The 17,407-nt window shown below is 61.9% G+C and carries 17 protein-coding genes and 1 pseudogene; 10 read left to right on the top strand and 8 right to left on the bottom strand.

Going from position 1 to position 17,407, the window contains the following annotated elements:
- Positions 1-108 precede the first annotated feature (108 nt).
- The 4 genes and pseudogenes from ABWL43_RS14565 to ABWL43_RS14580 all read left to right on the top strand — a co-directional run bounded on the left by ABWL43_RS14565 (position 109) and on the right by ABWL43_RS14580 (position 3,028).
- A complete protein-coding gene (locus tag ABWL43_RS14565; RefSeq protein WP_145160837.1) occupies positions 109-474 on the top strand; it encodes a response regulator in 366 nt (121 codons plus the stop codon).
- Between the two features lie 327 nt (positions 475-801).
- Positions 802-2,202, top strand: coding sequence for a DUF1254 domain-containing protein (locus ABWL43_RS14570; RefSeq protein WP_145160839.1), 1,401 nt, complete (start codon positions 802-804; stop codon positions 2,200-2,202).
- A gap of 180 nt (positions 2,203-2,382) precedes the next feature.
- Positions 2,383-2,460 (top strand): annotated as a pseudogene (locus ABWL43_RS14575) (hypothetical protein); the annotation flags it as partial.
- 142 nt (positions 2,461-2,602) lie between these two features.
- Positions 2,603-3,028, top strand: coding sequence for a hypothetical protein (locus ABWL43_RS14580; RefSeq protein WP_404488510.1), 426 nt, complete (start codon positions 2,603-2,605; stop codon positions 3,026-3,028).
- 109 nt (positions 3,029-3,137) lie between these two features.
- Here the strand turns inward: ABWL43_RS14580 and ABWL43_RS14585 are convergent, their stop codons facing one another.
- Positions 3,138-3,632 (bottom strand): hypothetical protein, encoded by a 495-nt coding sequence (locus tag ABWL43_RS14585; protein ID WP_404482916.1) that lies wholly within the window; start codon positions 3,630-3,632, stop codon positions 3,138-3,140.
- 163 nt (positions 3,633-3,795) lie between these two features.
- Between ABWL43_RS14585 and ABWL43_RS14590 the strand changes: the two genes are divergently transcribed.
- Positions 3,796-4,488: an aspartate/glutamate racemase family protein gene (locus tag ABWL43_RS14590; protein WP_404482917.1), complete on the top strand. Its 693-nt coding sequence runs from the start codon at positions 3,796-3,798 to the stop codon at positions 4,486-4,488.
- Here ABWL43_RS14590 and ABWL43_RS14595 read toward each other — a convergent pair.
- From ABWL43_RS14595 to ABWL43_RS14610, 4 genes are all read right to left on the bottom strand, one after another.
- Positions 4,485-4,997 carry a GNAT family N-acetyltransferase gene (locus ABWL43_RS14595; protein ID WP_145160848.1) on the bottom strand — a complete coding sequence of 171 codons (513 nt, stop codon included), beginning with the start codon at positions 4,995-4,997 and terminating at the stop codon, positions 4,485-4,487. The genes ABWL43_RS14590 and ABWL43_RS14595 overlap by 4 nt on opposite strands.
- 61 nt (positions 4,998-5,058) lie before the next feature.
- Positions 5,059-6,129 (bottom strand): DUF1176 domain-containing protein, encoded by a 1,071-nt coding sequence (locus ABWL43_RS14600; protein WP_404482918.1) that lies wholly within the window; start codon positions 6,127-6,129, stop codon positions 5,059-5,061.
- Positions 6,130-6,184: 55 nt separating this feature from the next.
- A complete protein-coding gene (locus tag ABWL43_RS14605) occupies positions 6,185-7,324 on the bottom strand; it encodes a glycerate kinase (protein ID WP_404482919.1) in 1,140 nt (379 codons plus the stop codon).
- 91 nt (positions 7,325-7,415) lie between these two features.
- Positions 7,416-8,522: a sugar diacid recognition domain-containing protein gene (locus ABWL43_RS14610; RefSeq protein ID WP_145160854.1), complete on the bottom strand. Its 1,107-nt coding sequence runs from the start codon at positions 8,520-8,522 to the stop codon at positions 7,416-7,418.
- A 161-nt stretch (positions 8,523-8,683) separates the two neighbouring features.
- On the opposite strand from ABWL43_RS14610, the gene ABWL43_RS14615 reads away from it, so the two are divergent.
- On the top strand, positions 8,684-9,994 hold the full coding sequence (locus ABWL43_RS14615) for an MFS transporter (protein WP_369302896.1): 1,311 nt from the start codon (positions 8,684-8,686) through the stop codon (positions 9,992-9,994).
- A gap of 130 nt (positions 9,995-10,124) precedes the next feature.
- On the opposite strand, the gene ABWL43_RS14620 is transcribed toward ABWL43_RS14615, so the two are convergent.
- Entirely contained in the window at positions 10,125-10,829 is a 705-nt protein-coding gene (locus ABWL43_RS14620; RefSeq protein ID WP_404482920.1) for an SDR family oxidoreductase, read from the bottom strand.
- A gap of 101 nt (positions 10,830-10,930) precedes the next feature.
- On the opposite strand from ABWL43_RS14620, the gene ABWL43_RS14625 reads away from it, so the two are divergent.
- From ABWL43_RS14625 to rarD, 3 genes are all read left to right on the top strand, one after another.
- Positions 10,931-11,833 (top strand): LysR family transcriptional regulator, encoded by a 903-nt coding sequence (locus ABWL43_RS14625; protein WP_242196536.1) that lies wholly within the window; start codon positions 10,931-10,933, stop codon positions 11,831-11,833.
- 81 nt (positions 11,834-11,914) lie between these two features.
- The gene (locus ABWL43_RS14630; RefSeq protein ID WP_404482921.1) at positions 11,915-12,925 is read left to right on the top strand and encodes an aldo/keto reductase; all 1,011 of its coding nucleotides are present in this window, start codon (positions 11,915-11,917) and stop codon (positions 12,923-12,925) included.
- 316 nt (positions 12,926-13,241) lie between these two features.
- Entirely contained in the window at positions 13,242-14,123 is an 882-nt protein-coding gene (gene rarD / locus ABWL43_RS14635) for an EamA family transporter RarD (protein ID WP_145160864.1), read from the top strand.
- A 55-nt stretch (positions 14,124-14,178) separates the two neighbouring features.
- Here rarD and hppD read toward each other — a convergent pair whose 3' ends face one another.
- Both hppD and ABWL43_RS14645 read right to left on the bottom strand, forming a co-directional pair.
- Positions 14,179-15,255 (bottom strand): 4-hydroxyphenylpyruvate dioxygenase, encoded by a 1,077-nt coding sequence (hppD, locus tag ABWL43_RS14640; protein WP_145160866.1) that lies wholly within the window; start codon positions 15,253-15,255, stop codon positions 14,179-14,181.
- Positions 15,256-15,500: 245 nt separating this feature from the next.
- Positions 15,501-16,424, bottom strand: a complete 924-nt coding sequence (locus ABWL43_RS14645) for a DMT family transporter (RefSeq protein WP_404482922.1) — start codon at positions 16,422-16,424, stop codon at positions 15,501-15,503.
- Positions 16,425-16,500: 76 nt separating this feature from the next.
- Here ABWL43_RS14645 and ABWL43_RS14650 point away from each other — a divergent pair, with 76 nt between their 5' ends.
- Positions 16,501-17,388 carry a LysR family transcriptional regulator gene (locus ABWL43_RS14650; protein WP_404482923.1) on the top strand — a complete coding sequence of 296 codons (888 nt, stop codon included), beginning with the start codon at positions 16,501-16,503 and terminating at the stop codon, positions 17,386-17,388.
- The last annotated feature ends 19 nt before the right edge of the window (positions 17,389-17,407 follow it).

Raw genomic sequence — 17,407 nt, forward strand, 5'->3', positions numbered from 1 at the left:
TCACAATGCCTGCACCTACGGAACTTGCCGAGATTGACGCGACTCATTAGAGAATGGTCTTTCAACCGCCAAAGACCTGCCCATTTCATTTTTTCGGGAATTTTGATTATGTCCGCCACCCCCTCCACCCTCCTTGTAGTCGAAGACGACGCCATCGTGCGCATGCTGATCGTCGATGTACTCGAAGAATTGGAGTTCACAGTGATCGAAGCGGCGGACGCTGAAGAAGCTTTGAAGGTGGTCGAAAACACCGCTCAGGTGATCGACCTGATGATGACCGATGTTGGCCTGCCCGATATGGACGGTAAACAACTGGCCGCCAAGGTGCGTGAGCTACGCCCTGACCTGCCAATCCTGTTCGCCAGCGGCTATGCCGAAAGCATTGATGTGCCGTCCGGCATGCAGGTGATTGGCAAACCCTTCTCGATCGATCAATTGCGCGACAAAGTCAAATCAATGCTGCCCCACGCCTAGTCCCTTATCTGCCTCAGGCCGCCCGATACGGGCGGCCCTTGAGGCCTCAGCGTCTTTCGTCTTCCCTTGGCACTCCAGCGCTCATTTGACTTAGCCACTCGCGCGTCAGGGATTTGCTGCTAGCTTCAATCGATATCATCCGTGAAGGCCCGAGCGCGTCATCGTCAACGCCTGTGTCGAACCGCAACAGACAGGGGCGTGCCAAGGCGGTGATTGGCCTCAGTTGACCTGGTTTGCAGGGATTAACGTGACGTTCGGGAAATAAAACTGGAAACTCGTCGCCTTCAACTCCCGTCAGTCAAAAGAACTCTGGAAGGACGCAACAACATGATTGGAAAACCGACGCGCCTGCTGTTGGCGAGCCTCTCGATATTCATGAGCACCGGCGCCTGGGCTGACTTCACGGCAACCCCCGCCGAAGCGCGGGCGATTGCCAAGGAAGCCTACCTGTATGGCTACCCGGTTGTGGCAATGTACAAGACGCTCTACACCCAGGCCGTCGATAAAGGCGGGGCCAATTTCAAGGCGCCGTTCAACCATATCGGCAATACCGCGCAGGTGTTCACCCCCAAGGACACGGCGTTCGCCACACCGAACTCGGACACGCCCTACTCCTTCGTCTGGATGGACCTGCGCAAAGAGCCGTTAGTGTTGACCCTGCCCAAGATCGAAGACAACCGTTACTACTCGGTGCAGTTGATCGACCTCTATACGCAGAACATCGCCTACCTGGGCACCCGCAGCACCGGCAACAACGGCGGCCACTACATGATCGCCGGCCCGGACTGGAAAGGTCAGCAGCCGGTTGACGTGGACCGCGTGGTGTACAGCGAAAGCAATATCGCCTACGCCCTGTACCGCACGCAGCTGTTTGATGAAAAGGACCTGAACAAGGTCAAGCAGATCCAGAGCGGCTACAAAGTGCAGCCCCTGAGCAGCTACGTGAAACAGCCTGCGCCGGCTGCGGTGCCGAAGATTGAATGGCCCAAGCCGATGGCCACGATGACCGAAGGCCCGCAGCTGTTTCGTTACCTGAATTTCATGTTGGCCTTCGCCGCCCCTCAGGACAGCGAAAAAGACCTGCTGGCGCGCTTCGCCAAGATCGGCATCGCCCCGGGTGCGCCGTTCAAGGTCAAGGACTTGACCGCAGAACAACGCAAAGCCCTGGAAGACGGGATTGCCGACGGCCGAGCAGAATTCGCTGCGTTCAAGAAAGACAAAATCGACACCCACCAAGTGACCAGCGGCGACCTGTTCGGCAGCCGCGACCGCTTGAAAAACAACTACCTGTACCGCTACGCCGGTGCGGACCTGGGAATTTTCGGCAACTCCCCCGATGAGGCCATTTACCTGAGCTACTTCGTCGACAGCGAAGGCAAACCGGCCAATGGCGCACGTCACAGCTACACCGTGCACTTTGACAAGGACCAACTGCCGCCCGCCGAAGCGTTCTGGTCGCTGACCATGTACGACGCCAAGACCAAGCTGCTGGCGCCCAACCTCAAGAAGCGCTACCTGATCAATTCGCGGATGTTGCCCAACCTCAAACTGGACGCCGACGGCGGCCTGACCCTGGCGTTGCAGCACCACGAGCCACCGAAAGCCGAACAGAACAACTGGCTACCGGCACCGCCCGGCCCGTTTTACGCAGTGCTGCGCATCTACCTGCCCAAGCCTGAAGCGAGTAACGGCCAATGGAAATTGCCACCGCTGACGCCGCTCAAATAATCCTCGGCTAACAGCAACGTGCCCGTTCGCCTCCGGTTTGCGACCGGGCACGCACCTTCCGGGTCTTCCAAGCGCTTGCGCCAAGCACTCCAGCAAGACCGCGCCCTCCCTCACTCCCACTGGTTCAGCGGACACGAAACCGGGTAAGGTGCGCGCGTTATTTATGGAGTTGTACCGCACATGACTTGCTGGGATGTCCTTGGCCTATCCTCGAATGCCGATAGCCGCACGATCAAACGCCAATACGCCACCCTGCTGAAGAAAACCCGACCGGATGATGATCCGCAAGGCTTTCAACGCCTGCGTGAAGCGTACGAACACGCGTTGAGTTGGCAACAATGGGCGCAGGAAGACGACAGCGCCGAGCTGGCAGTGGTAACCGTGCCGACGGCCCTGGCCGATGACACCTTGCAAGCGCACTACAGGCTGGCAAACCGCCTTCGACACCTTGCCGCTGTTGCACGCGATTGTGCTGGGCTGCCTCGTCGGAGCGCTGTTCCAGTCGCCCTGGCAAGCGGGCGCATTAGTGGACGCTGCGGGCGACGCATTGGCCTGGTCGATGGCCTACATGGCCGTTGGCGCACTGGCCTGGCAGGTGTGGCGCCCGTTGGCGCATTGGCTGCGCGTGCTGGATGAACGTCTCGGTGCGAAACTGCCGCGCTGGTTGAGCCCCACCCGCCTGCCATTATTGCCGGTGCGCGACCTGATTCCGGGTGCGGCCATGAGCATTGCCATCAGCGCTCGGTTCGGCCCCGTCGCCGGCCTGACACTGGTGGCGGTCCTCGCTGCCGTCGGCGCGTACAAGCGCCAGGCACGCGTGCGTTGACCGAGACACACGGCTGGCCTACCAGCGTCAGCTCAACTGAGCAACGGGCTGTGCTGCAAGCGCGTTTGGGCAGGATTGCGCCGGGGCACCCGACGCTGAACGAGCCCACTCAAGCGCGATCGCGCGGGATCAGGCTCTGCAACTGCGACGCCAGGAAATTAGCGTCGAAGGCAAACGTGTCCGGGTCCTTCAGGCCGTTGGTTTTTTTCCACAGCCAGTCGTTTTTATCAGCCGGCAGCACCAGCGATACGCTGCCGTGCCGGGCGGCGGTCAAGCCCATCACCGACACGGCAATCGAGCCGCCCGCCCCCATCACGTCCGGCACGAACTCCACGGTCTTGCCGGTGATGTGCACCGTCAGTTTCTCGGTTTTGAAGGTCGACGTTTCAACCGGCAGACTCGGGCCACTGGCGACATAGGCCTCGCGATGGACTTCCAGCAGGCCAGTGGTCTTGACGGGCTCCAACCATTGCTCGATCTGCCCGAACAGCTCACCGAGCTTCTGCGCCCAGCGCGCGGACTGTACGTCGAATTGCTGTTTTTTGTGCGCTTCGCTGTCGGCGTAATGACGAAGCATCTCGCCCAATTGCTGTACATCGTCCATTGCGGATTTCCTTGGGTGGGCCAGGTTGCGAACGGTGATCATGGCAGATGCGGCGGTTCAGCGTGCGGCTTAAAACTGCACCGGTCATTTGGCAGGCAACTGCGTATGACTAATGCGCAGCCGATGGGTAAGGTGAGTCGACATCCCCTGTCAGGAGCATCGCATGCGCACCATCGGCCTTATCGGCGGCATGAGCTGGGAGTCCAGCGCCGAGTATTACCGCATTATCAATCAGCGCGTGCGTGACCAGCTGGGCCCGCTGCGCTCGGCGCAACTGTTGATGTACAGCGTGGATTTCGGCCCGGTCGAACAGGCCCAGCATGCCGGCCGTTGGGATGACGCCGCGCTGATCCTCGAGGATGCGGCGCGCCGCTTGCAGGCCGGCGGTGCGGACTGCGTGGTGCTGTGTACCAACACCATGCATCGGGTGGCGCCGCGTATCGAGGCGGCCGTGTCGATTCCGTTCCTGCATATCGCCGATGCGGCCGGTGCCGCTGCGGTAGAGGCCGGTACGCTGACGGTCGGTTTGCTGGGCACGGCATTCACCATGGAGCAGGATTTTCTCACCGCACGCCTGACCGCCCAGGGCTTGACCGTGTTGGTGCCCGACGCAGACGAGCGCCAGGCCGTGCACCGAATCATCTATGAGGAGTTGTGTGTCGGCGTGATCAGCGCCGCGTCACGCCAGGTCTATCAGCGGGTGATCGAGTCGCTGGCCGCACGTGGCGCCCAGGCGATCATTCTGGGCTGCACGGAAATCGGTCTGCTGATCAAACCGCAGCACAGCAACCTGCCATTGCTGGACACCACCGAGCTGCATGCGCAGGCTGCGGTGGCGTTTGCGCTGGAGGGTTAAGCCGACTGACGCAGGCGCGCCATGCTCAGGGTGTCGACGAAGACGCCGTCACGCAGGGCGTAATCGCGCATCCGGCCTTCGACCTCGAAGCCGAACTTGCGATAGAGGTTATGCGCCGCTTCGTTGTCGGCGTACACCGTCAGTTCGACGCGGCGCAAGTTCATCCAGTTGTCGGCCACGTCCAGCGCGGCCGCCAACAGCCTGGAGCCGACGCCCTTGCCTTGCCAGGCGCTGGCGACGCCCATACCGAACGAACCGACATGGCTGCGGCGCACGCGCAGGGTTTGCTCCAGGCCAAGCTGGCCGATCACTTCCCCTGCATGCATCGCCACCAGCTGCAGCCGCCGCTCGTCATCCAGCGCCAGTTTGTTACGCCAAGCCTGCACCGATTGGAAAGGCATTTGCAGCACCTGACGGCACACAGCCGGTTCGTTGTAGAGCGCAGCGACGCCTTCAAGGTGGGCCTCGGTGAAGCGCTGGATCACGACAGGGGATTCAGGTGTGTGCATTGCGTTTCTTCCTTGGAAAAACAAGTGGCCGCCCAGTGTAGAGGCCAAGCCCGCAGGCTGGCTAGGGTGCTGGCACTGTCGTCCACAGCGACGGCCAATCGCCGTAACCCACCCCATTGCAGCGCGGCATCTGATGCAACTCGCGCAGCTGGAAAGCCTTGCCGTCGAACACCCAGACGCCGCCCTCCCCGCAATCACCCACGCCACGCAGTTTGTAGAAATAGCTCAGGGTGCCGGTGGTTGGGTCGTAGCCCACCGACCCTTGCAGGGCAGCGCCGTCCAAGGGCAACGGTTGAATGCTCAAGGTGGTTTCGGAGTACGGCGCCTTGCGCTCGCGGCTGCTGACTTCGTACTCGCAGGTGTAGGCCGCGCAGTCATAGCGCACCACTGTCAGGGCTTGAGCCTCGCTCAGGGCGCCGACTTCGGCCTCGGGTTTCATCGCGGTGTCGGTGCTGTTGATCGCCTTCACCGCTGCGGCGGCCAGTGCGGCCTGTTCCTGGTGGTTGAGCGCTGGCGCCGACGTGAAGGGGCGCAGCACCGGTGGCGGCAAGCGTGCCGGCACTTCACTGGCCGCGCCCTTGCCAGGCCGCGCGAGTGCGGTGACGTTATCCACCCGCCCTTGCACCGCGTCCATCAAAAGCAGCGAGGCACTTAGCCCGCTCAGGGACACATGCGCGGTGTCATCGCCAGGTAACTGCAAACGCTGGCCGTTGCGCAAGCGCTGCAGCCAGAGCCGCGCCGGCGCGTCCTCGATCACGCCGTAGGACTGCATTTGGGGATCAACACGCTGATCGTCCAACTGCACCTGCAGGCTGCGCGTCAGTGCCTGGCCCAGGGGCTTTCCATCCAATTGCAGGGTCGAAAGGTCCAGCGCCTCACCGCGATGATCAACGCGCAAACGCAGGTAGCCTTCGGGGCCGGCCTGATGCCAGATATGCAAGGTCAGGGAACTGGCGTCTTGCTCATCAACGCCACTGGGCGCGCTGAGGGCGTGACAATTGCGCAGGTTGTCGCAGCCGATGACCCAATTCTTGATTTCCCGCAGCAGCGGGACGGTTTCAGTCGTGGGTTGAGCGAGGGCCGGGGCGCTGATGCCAGTCAGCAACAGGGCCAGGAATGCGGTGCGCAGCATGGGGACTCTCCGTGTCAAAAAACGGCGCGGATTGTCCCATGTTCACGGCGTTGCGTCAGCGCCCGGTCGCGGTGCGCCACAGTCGCGCAATATCTGCCGCACGCTCGCGCAGCAGGCGCGGCGCATCGCTGCACGCCTGTTCAAGGCTCATCGGCCCGGACGGCAAGGCGAATGCGGCGTTCACGCCGTGGCTGTACATGTGCTCGTAGCCCTCGCCCAGGGTGCCGGCAATCACGATGACGGGCACGTTGTGCTGCTGGGCGATGCGCGCCACGCCGAAAGGGGTTTTGCCGCGCAGGGTCTGGGCGTCGAAACGGCCTTCGCCGGTGACCACCAGGTCAGCCCCCTGCACCGCCGCATCCAAACCAACCAGTTCGGCCACCACCTCCACACCCGCGCGAAATTGCGCGCCAAGGAATGCTTTGGCGGCAAAACCCAAGCCACCGGCGGCGCCGCTGCCGGGTTCATCGCGCACGTCTTTGGGCAGGACCTTGGTGCAGTGATCGGCAAAGTGACCAAGGGCTGCGTCCAGTTGTTGGACCTGCTGCGCGCTGGCACCTTTTTGCGGGCCGAAAATGGCAGACGCGCCGTGCGGGCCACACAGCGGGTTGTTCACATCGGCAGCAATGTCAAAACGCACCTGAGCCAAACGTGGGTCCAGTTGCTCAAGGCTGATCCGCGCAAGCCGCGCCAGCGCCAGGCCTCCCGGGGCAAGTGCCTGATCTTGCGCATCGAACAGTTGCACACCCAGCGCCTGCATCGCCCCGGCACCGGCATCGTTGGTCGCACTGCCGCCAATCGCCAGAATGATGCGCTGGGCACCGGCGTCCAGGGCTGCACGGATCAGTTCGCCCGTGCCGTAAGTGCTGCTCGAACAGGCATCGCGCTTGCCCGGCGCCAGCAGTTGCAAACCACTGGCTTCGGCCATTTCGATAATCGCGGTATGGCTGTCGGCCAACCAGCCCCAGCGAGCCTCAACCCACGCGCCCAAGGGGCCTCGAACCGTCTGGCTGCGCAACTCGCCATTGCAGGCGGCAAGCACCGAATCCACCGTGCCTTCACCACCGTCCGCCATCGGGCACTGCACCAGATGTGCCTGCGGCCAGACCTCGGCCAAGCCTTCGGCGATGGCCTGGGCGACGCCTTCGGCGCTCAAGCTGTCCTTGAACGAGTCGGGGGCGATGATGATTTTCATGGGCGTTCTCCGGTTTTTATGACGCCCATGCTGCCAGTTGGCTGCGGCAATGACGCCGGTCCGATGCACAAGTGTGGCGCAGGTTTGTTGTTCATTCCGACAAAGCCTGGGGCAAAAGCTGTACGCCAAGGTACAGGGCCAGCATGCCGTCGAGGGTCAACGGGTCGACGCCGCTGAGCTCGGCAATGCGTTCCATGCGGTAGCGCAAGCTGTTGCGGTGGATGCCCAGCGCGTCGGCGCAGGCCTGGCTCTGGCCGTCGTGGTCGCACCAACTGCGCAGCGTGGCAAGCAGTTGGCCATTGGTGTCCTTGGCCAGGACTTTGCGCAACGGGTTCAGCAGTTCATCCAGCGCATCGTCGTTGCGGTGGCGCCAGAGCATCACCGGCAGGCGATAGCGGTTGAGCGTCAACAAACGCGAGTGGGGCAAGATGTCACGACCGTAGGCCAGCAGATCGCCGACCCGGCGATAACACCGGCGCAAGCCCGCCAGGCCATCGGCTTGCCCACCGACGGCAACCCGCAGGATGTTCCAGCCCAGGCCCTGAAGTTTTTCCAGCAGCCGTGGGTTGTCCACCTGCACGGCCGCCGGCCGGCACCACAACAGAGAGAATTGCGCAGAGCTGACACACCAACTGTCCGGGTAACGGCTGGTCAGCCAGGCGCTCAGCGCTTCGGCCGACTGACCCACGCCCAGTTCAAACAGGTACGGCGTGCGCGGCATGTGCGGCTTGAGCCCCAGTTGCTGGGCCTCGTCCACCAGGCGCGGCGATTCACCGCGTTCGGCCAGCAATAACGCGAGCAGGTCATCGCACCGCTGGCGTCGCCATTGCTGCTCGGCTTGCTGATGACGGTGGCTGACCAACATCTCGGCGGTCATGCGCACCAGTTCGGCGTAGGTGCGCAACAGCTCGGGTTCACCGGTAATGCCCAGCACGCCGATCAGGCGTTGGTCGTGCATCAAGGGAAGGTTGATGCCCGGCTGCACGCCCTTGAGGTGCTTGGCAGTCTGGCCGTCGATCTCGACTACCCGGCCGTTGGCCAGCACCAGCTGCGCGCCCTCATGGCGGGTATTGATGCGCTCCGGCTCGCCGCTGCCCAGAATCAGGCCCTGGCTGTCCATGACGTTGACGTTGTAGGGCAGGATCGCCATGGTGCGATTGACGATATCCTGCGCCAGGTCATGATCCAGCTCGAACATGGGGCTAAATTCCTGAAAAAAGCGAGTTGGTCATAGGCACAGCGCAAAGCGTGCTTGACTGTGCGCAAGCACAAAGACAGCACCCCGCAAGGTGGCCGAGACTCATTGAGCGATCAACGTTACCTTCGCATCGCGAAAAATCATAATAAAGAGAGACTGACATGTCACAGAGCGCCGCTGCCACACTGGCCACCGATGACGATAAAAACGCCATCTACAAGCGCATTACCCTGCGCCTGATCCCCTTCATTTTCATCTGCTACCTGTTTAATTACCTTGACCGGGTAAACGTTGGCTTTGCCAAGTTGCAGATGCTCGATGCGTTGAAATTCAGTGAAACGGTGTACGGCCTGGGGGCCGGGATTTTCTTTATCGGTTACGTACTGTGCGGCGTGCCGAGCAACCTGGCGCTGACCAAGTTCGGCCCGCGGCGCTGGATTGCGCTGATGATGATCGTGTGGGGCACGCTCTCCACATGCTTGCTGTTCGTGACCACGCCGACACACTTCTATGGCCTGCGCCTGTTGACCGGTGCCGCTGAAGCCGGGTTCTTCCCAGGCGTGGTGCTGTACCTCTCGCAGTGGTTCCCGACCTTCCGCCGTGGGCGGATCATGGCGTTGTTCATGTCGGCGATCCCGGTGTCCGGCCTGCTCGGCAGCCCGTTTTCCGGCTGGATCCTCAACCACTTTGCCGCCGGCCAGGGTGGCCTGGCCGGCTGGCAGTGGATGTTTGTGTTGCAAGGCATCCCGACGGTGATCCTGGGCGCGCTCGCCTATTTCCTGCTCAGCGACAGCTTTGCCAATGCCAAGTGGCTTACGCCGCATGAGCGTGCAGTGCTGGAGGCCGACCAGGCAACGGATCTGGCGAACAAGCCGAAAACCACCACAGATTCGCTCGGCGAGGTGTTCAAGAACCCTGCCATTTGGGCGTTCGGCCTGATCTACTTCTGCATCCAGAGCGGCGTGTACGCGATCAACTTCTGGCTGCCGTCGATCATCAAGAGCCTGGGCTTCAGCGATAACCTGGTGATTGGCTGGCTCAGCGCGATTCCGTACCTGCTGGCCGCGGTGTTCATGTTGCTGGTGGGCCGCTCCGCCGACTTGCGCAAGGAGCGTCGCTGGCATTTGGTGGTGCCGATGTTGATGGGGGCTATCGGTTTGGTGATCGCCGTGAATTTCGCCACCACCCCGGCGATTGCGATTCTTGGCCTGACCATTGCCACCATGGGCGCCCTCACCGGCCTGCCGATGTTCTGGCCGGTACCGACCGCCATGCTCAGTGCCGGCGCTGCGGCCGGTGGCTTGGCGCTGATCAACTCCATGGGCCAGATGGCCGGCTTCCTCAGCCCGTATATCGTAGGGTTTGTGAAGGATGCCACCGGGTCCACGGATGTGGCGTTGTACTTGCTGGCGGCGGTGATCGTAGCCGGCAGTGTGCTGGCGCTGCGCATGACGCGCGCATTGAAGGTATAACGCGGGCCCAGCAGCAATCAGTTCAATGTGGGAGCGGGCTTGCTCGCGAATGCGGTGGTTCAGTCGATACATTCGGTGACTGACGCACTGCTTTCGCGAGCAAGCCCGCTCCCACTTTTGTTTGCCGGGTTTACAACAGGCCACCGCCGTCGATGTCGATCACGGTGCCAGTGACAAAGCCATTCTCCATGGCCAGCACGTACCCCGCCGCCACTTCGTCAGCCTGCCCCACGCGCCCAACCGGCAACGCTCCACCGGTCTTGGCAAACATCGCCTGGCGCTGTTCTTCTGCCAAGCCTGCATAAGCAGGCGTGTCGATCACGCCCGGGCTGATCACATTGACCCGCCGTGGCGCCAGTTCCTTCGCCAGTTGTTTACCCAGCGCCTCGGTCGCGGCATTGATGCCAGTCTTGATGAACTGGCCGGGCGCCAATTTACGGCCCAGTTGGCCAGAGGTCAGCGTGATGCTGCCGTGCTCGTCGAGAAATGGCAGCGCCTGTTGAATCGCGCGCAGCGAGCCCCAGAGCTTCACGTTGAAATTGTCCTGGGCTTCATCCAGGTCAGTGTCGAGCAAGGGTTTGGCGCGCACCGACGGCCCAGAGGTGTAGACCAGATGGTCAAAGCGCCCCACCGCCTCGAACAAGCGTTGCAAGGACGCAGTGTTGGTCACATCCACCGGCTCGCTGCGTACGCCGTTGTCGACACCGGACGTCAACCGGCGCCCGGCCAGCACCACCTGTGCGCCTCGCGCCGTGGCCGCTTTGGCCACGGCGGCGCCGATACCGCTGCTGCCGCCGATGACGATGACGGTTTTACCGCTGAGGGAAGATGCCATGGGTTAACTACCTGACTAAGAAAGTGAGCGTTGATCTTCTCAGCTTGGCAATCAGCGAAAAATCCCGGTAAAACGACAAGATCTTTAAAGGATTTTTACAAATGAGCTCAACCCTTGACCTTGAAGTGTTCGTGCGCACCGCCGACACCGGCAGCCTGTCAGCGGCTGCGCGCAGCCTCAACCTCACGCCGGCTGCGGCGAGCATTGCGCTCAAGCGCCTGGAAACCCGGCTGGGCATCCGCCTGCTGGCCCGCTCCACGCGCAGCATGCGCCTGACCGAAGAAGGCCGGCGCTACCTGGACAGCGTTCGGGTCGCCCTGGAAGCCTTGTCGGAAGGTGAGCAGGCGATCAAGCAACAAGGCCAGAGCCTCAGCGGCTTATTGCAATTGGCGGCGCCCTCGGATTTTGGCCGCAATGTGCTGCTGGGCTGGCTGGACGAATTCAAGCTCGAACACCCGAACATCCGCTTGCAGTTGTTGCTCAACGACAGCAACGCCGACTTATTCCGCGACACCGTCGACATTGCCCTGCGCTTTGGCGTGCCACGCGACTCCAGCCTGGTCGCGCTGCCGGTGGTGCCGGGCCACCACCGCATTCCCTGCGCCAGCCCCGACTACCTGGCGCGCCATGGCACACCGCGCACGCCGGCAGACCTGGCGCAGCACAGCACGCTGCGCTACATGCGCCGTGGGCAGGCCAACAACACCTGGTACTTTCGCCAGGGCGCACTGCTGCAGGAAGTCGAGGTGACGGGCGATTACCTCAGCGACGACGGCGAAATTGTGCGGCGCTGGGCGCTGGCCGGTCATGGCATTGCCTACAAGGCCAACCTGGACATCGCCAGTGATATCAAGGCCGGGCGCCTGGTGCCGTTGTTGCCCGACTGGCAAGGCGAACCCACGCCGTTCAACCTGATGTGCCCGCACCGCCTGCAAGTGTCGGAACGGGTGAAAGTGCTGCACCGTTTTCTGCAGACACGCTGTCAGGCCTTGCTCAGTGCATGAAGAAACGCGCGCCGGGCTTGTTCCAGAGCCCTCGAGTCTGGTATTGCAGGGTTCACGTTTCCCTGCCATGAGGAGCTTTGCATGATTTACCGCACATTGGGCCAGTCCGGGTTGAAGGTCAGCGCACTGACACTGGGCACCATGATGTTTGGCGAACAGACCAACACCGAAGACTCGCTGCGCATCATCGACAAGGCCTGGGACCAGGGCATCAATTTTATCGACACCGCCGACGTCTACACCGGCGGGCGTTCCGAAGAAATCGTCGGCGAGGCCATCGTTCGTCATCGCCAGGACTGGGTGGTGGCGTCCAAGGTCGGCATCGGCCCGGCCGACGGCGTGCCGAATCGCAGAGGGTTGAGCCGCAAGCGCATTTTCAACGCGCTGGAAGCCAGCTTGACGCGCCTGGACACCGACTACCTGGACATCTATTACCTGCACCGCGAAGACCATGACACGCCGCTGGAAGTCACGGTGTCGGCGATTGGCGATTTGATCCGCCAGGGCAAGATTCGCTATTGGGGCCTGTCCAACTACCGGGGCTGGCGCATCGCCGAAGTGATGCGCGTGGCCGAGCGTTTGGGCGTGGACCAGCCGATCATCAGCCAACCGCTGTACAACATCGTCAATCGCCAGGCCGAGGTCGAGCAGCTCACCGCCGCAGCCGCCTACGGCCTGGGCGTGGTGCCTTACAGCCCGCTGGCGCGCGGCGTGCTCAGCGGCAAGTACGCACCCGACGTCACGCCCCAAGCTGGCAGCCGTGCAGCGCGTCAGGACAAGCGCATTCTGGAAACCGAATGGCGCGTGGAGTCACTGCGCATCGCCCAACAGATTCAGCAATACACCCAAGGGCGCGGCGTCGGCATGGTCGAGTTTGCGATTGCCTGGGTGCTGAACAACGCGTCCGTGAGTTCGGCAATTGTCGGGCCGCGCACCGAAGCGCAGTGGGACGCGTACACCGGCGCGCTGGAGGTGAAGATCAGCGCTGAAGATGAGGCCTTTATTGATTCGCTGGTGACACCGGGGCATTCGTCCACACCGGGGTTTAATGATGTGGGCCATTTTGTCTCGGGCCGCGTGGCGCGCGCCTAGCGCCTGCAACGTGTAGGCGTGTGTGGCGAGCGGGCTTGCCCCGCGTTGGGCTGCGAAGCGGCCCCATCCGGGTCACCGTGTTGTGTCTGGCACAATGCGGTGTCTGGTTTTGGGTCTGCTTTGCAGCCCAACGCGGGGCAAGCCCGCTCGCCACGCTATGCCCGCTTGCCTTACGCGATTTGGCTAAACATGGTGTGGCGAGAAAATTTCCTGCAAAACGCCCCAAAACAGCGCAACCGTCTGCCGCCAAAAGCACCATAATCCCCTCCTGAAATATCCCCCCTCTTTTGTAGCTATTCGTTTTCGCGAGGACAGTGTGTCTAAAGGTGTTGTGTTGTCGGTATTGGCCTCGGTGTTGTTTGCCGTGATGTATTACTTCACCTCGCTGCTCACGCCATTGAGCGGCTTGGAAATTTTCGGCTGGCGCATGCTGCTGACCGTGCCGTGCATGACCGTGTTCATGATCGTCAGCGGCGAATGGCGGCGGGTATGGGAGCTGGTGCGGATGCTGGCGGCCAAGCCGCGGCTGATCGGCGGTGTGCTGCTGTCGTCGGCGTTGCTCGGCGTGCAACTGTGGCTATTTATGTGGGCACCGCTCAATGGGCGCAGCCTGGATGTGTCGGTCGGCTACTTTCTGCTGCCGCTGACCATGGTGTTGACCGGGCGCCTGGTGTACGGCGAATGCTTGTCGCGCCTGCAGCAGATCGCGGTATTTTTTGCCGCGCTCGGCGTGCTCAACGAGCTGTATCAGGCCGGTGGTTTTTCCTGGGCAACCCTGGTGGTGATCATTGGTTACCCGATCTATTTTGTGGTGCGCAAATACCTGACCACTGATCATCTGGGCGGCTTGTGGCTGGACATGGCGCTGATGCTGCCCGTGGCTTGGTGGTTTGTGCAGCACGGCGAACAAGGCTTTGCCGTGATGGACAGTCATCCGAAGCTGTATGCATTGATTCCGATGCTGGGTGTGATCAGTGCCTCGGCGCTGGTCAGCTATATCGTGGCCAGCCGGCAGCTGCCTTTCAGCCTGTTCGGGCTGCTCAGCTATGTGGAACCGGTGTTGCTGCTGGCGGTGGCGCTGATATTGGGCGAAGGCATCAAGGGCGGCCAGTGGCTGACCTATATCCCGATCTGGCTGGCGGTGATGGTGCTGGTGTACGAAGGCTTCAAGCACTTGGTGCGTCAGCGCAAAGCGTGATGCGCAGGCCATAAAAAGCCCGGCCGAGGGTTACCTCGGCCGGGCTTTTTCACGCTTAGTCGGCGGTCAATACACCACGACGCACCTGGTCACGCTCGATCGACTCGAACAGTGCCTTGAAGTTGCCCTCGCCAAACCCATCATCGCCCTTGCGCTGGATGAATTCGAAGAACACCGGGCCCATCAGGGTTTCCGAGAAGATTTGCAACAGCAGGCGCTTGTCGCCGGCAATCGACGAACCGTCGAGCAGAATGCCGCGCGCTTGCAGTTGGTCTACCGGCTCGCCGTGGTTGGGCAGGCGGCCTTCGAGCATTTCGTAGTAGGTGTCTGGCGGCGCGGTCATGAAGCGCATGCCGATGTTCTTCAGCGCGTCCCAGGTCTTGACCAGGTCGTCGGTGAGGAACGCCACGTGCTGGATGCCTTCGCCGTTGAACTGCATCAGGAACTCTTCGATCTGGCCCGCGCCCTTGGACGATTCTTCGTTCAGCGGGATGCGGATCATGCCGTCCGGAGCGCTCATGGCCTTGGACGTCAGGCCGGTGTATTCGCCCTTGATATCGAAGTAGCGCGCTTCACGGAAGTTGAACAGCTTCTCGTAGAAGTTGGCCCAATAGACCATGCGCCCGCGATACACGTTGTGGGTCAGGTGGTCGATGACCTTGAGGCCGGCGCCCACCGGGTTGCGGTCCACACCGTCTAGGTACACGAAGTCGATGTCATAGATCGAGTTGCCTTCGCCGAAACGGTCGATCAGGTACAGCGGCGCGCCACCGATGCCCTTGATGGCTGGCAGGTTCAGCTCCATCGGGCCGGTTTCGATATGAATCGGTTGGGCGCCAAGTTCGAGTGCGCGGTTGTAGGCCTGCTGCGAATCCTTGACGCGGAACGCCATGCCGCATACCGACGGGCCGTGTTCGGCCGCAAAGTAGGAGGCCAGGCTGTCGGGCTGGTTGTTGAGGATCAGGTTGATTTCGCCCTGGCGATACAGGTGCACGTTCTTGGAGCGGTGGGAGGCGACTTTGGTGAAGCCCATGATCTCGAAGATCGGCTCCAGGGTGCCCGGCGTTGGCGATGCGAATTCGATAAATTCAAAGCCCATCAGGCCCATTGGGTTTTCGTATTGGTCTGCCATGGTGGCACCTCATCATTCTTGTAATTAACACAGGGTTATTTGCGAGCAAGGATGAGGTTGCAGGGTGGCGCGCAGGACAGGCCTCGCACGCTGCGCGCGAGGAAATCACCAAAGATGAGGGGGGAGCCGAGTAGCTTCATGGTTACATCAGTCTCTGACGGCCGAGGCTTGCGTGAGCGCAAGTCCATATTCTTGTATGCGTAAATCGATTCTACACAGCGTAACAGGGTTTGTCCGCACTCTTATCAAATCCCCAATGGCTTGGGCTGCGCAAGGGGTTTGTTGCACAGATGGATGCCCAGCAGGATCACCGCCCCGCCCACCAGCATCGGCGCGCTCAGGTGCTCATCCAGCAGCACGGCGCCGCAGATCACCGCCGTCAGCGGGTTGAGTGCGATGAACACGCCGGCGCGGGTCGCGCCGATGCGGCGAATGCCGTCATACCAGGCGATGTAGGCCAGCGCCGAGCCGAACACGCCCAGGTACAGCAGGCTGAGCAGTTGCGGTAAGTGGATCGCGCTCAGCGCATTTACGGTGAGCTTGCCACCGATCAGCGTGGTGAGCGTCAACATCGCCGTGCCCAGCAAGATCGACCAGGTCGCCGTCTGCAATGGCCCCAGGCTCTGGTTGAGGCTGCGGGAAAACAACGAGTAGGCGCCCCACCCCAACACGCAGCCAAAAATCAGCAGATCGCCCACCCAGGTGTTGGCCGCACCCTGCAGCGCATGCGGATTGCGGCTGAGGATGACCGCACCCGCGCCGCCCAGGCACAAGGCAATGCCCAGGCATTTGGCCGTGCCTAGCCGCTCCTTGAACAGCCACCACGAACCCAGGCCGATCACGGCCGGGTTCAAGGCCACGATCAGGGACGCTCGCGACGCATTGATGTAATGCAGGCCGTAGAAGAAACACAGGTTGTAGAAAAAGATCCCGCAGAACCCCAGCATTGCCAACTGCGCAAGTTGCGTGACGCTGGGCCGAGCCAGGCGCACGCGTGCCAGGGCCATGAAGCCCAGCAGCGCTGCGCTGGCCAACACAAAACGCAGCGTGGCAGCCAGCATCGGCTCCACGTCGGCAGCCAGGTAGCGGCCGGCTACAAAGGTCGCGCCCCAGATCATGGTGACAGCGGCAAGTTTGAGGTAAGTCAGGCGATCGGGAGAGGACGTCATTGGTGAGGCTCTGTGAATGTCAGGATTGGGATATCCTGCGGCTAATGACTGATCATCGTAAAATGAGTAATTGCTCATGACCCTTACGCAACTGCAAATCTTCTCGCGGGTGGCCGAGCTGCAAAGCTTCACCCACACCGCCCACCGCCTGGGCATCAGCCAGTCAGCCGTGTCGCATGCCATCAAGGCCTTGGAGCAGGAATTGGGCGTCGAGCTGTTTCGGCGCCATCAGACCCAGGTGGAACTCAGTGATATCGGCCAGCAATTGCTGATGCGTGCGCGCACCCTGCTGGGCGTGGCTGACACCCTGCAACAGGAAGCCTCGGATGCGCGAGGCATGAAGCGCGGCACGCTGCGTATCGGCTCTTTTGGCCCGACGTCATCCAACCGCCTGCTGCCGCGCATTCTCGAGCCATTCAGGCGTCAGCACCCGGGCATTGAGGTGCACGTGGACGAAGGCCCGGACCGCCAAGTGACCCAGTGGCTGGACGAGCGGCGCATCGACGTGGGGTTTGTGGTGCTCGAACAGGAGCGCTTCGATACGTTTGCGCTGTTCAACGACCAGATGGTTGCCCTGCTGCCCGCTGCGCACCCACTGGCTGCGCAGCCTTGCGTGACCTTGAAGGCGCTGTGTGACGACCCGTTCATTCTCACCGACGCCGGCTCGCAGGAGCTGGTCTCGCGGTTGTTCAGCAGCGCGCGTCTGACCCCAAATGTGCGTTACCGCTGCTCGCAACTGCTCAGTACGCTTGAGGCAGTGAGCCGCGGCGACGGCGTGAGTGTAGTGGCGCAGGCGTCCTTGCCGCAGACGCCGGACGCACGTTACCAGGTGCGCCCGCTGTCGCCACGGGTGGGCCGTGATATTGGCCTGGCGGTGCTGGACCAACGTCAGTCGACACCTGCGACCCTTGCGTTCATCCAACTGGCGCAGACGCTGAATTTCCAGCGGTCCGGACTCATCTGACCACGAGGTACAGCGAGCT

The sequence above is a fragment of the Pseudomonas sp. HT11 genome (genome assembly GCF_044875395.1).
Taxonomy (GTDB): Bacteria; Pseudomonadota; Gammaproteobacteria; order Pseudomonadales; family Pseudomonadaceae; genus Aquipseudomonas.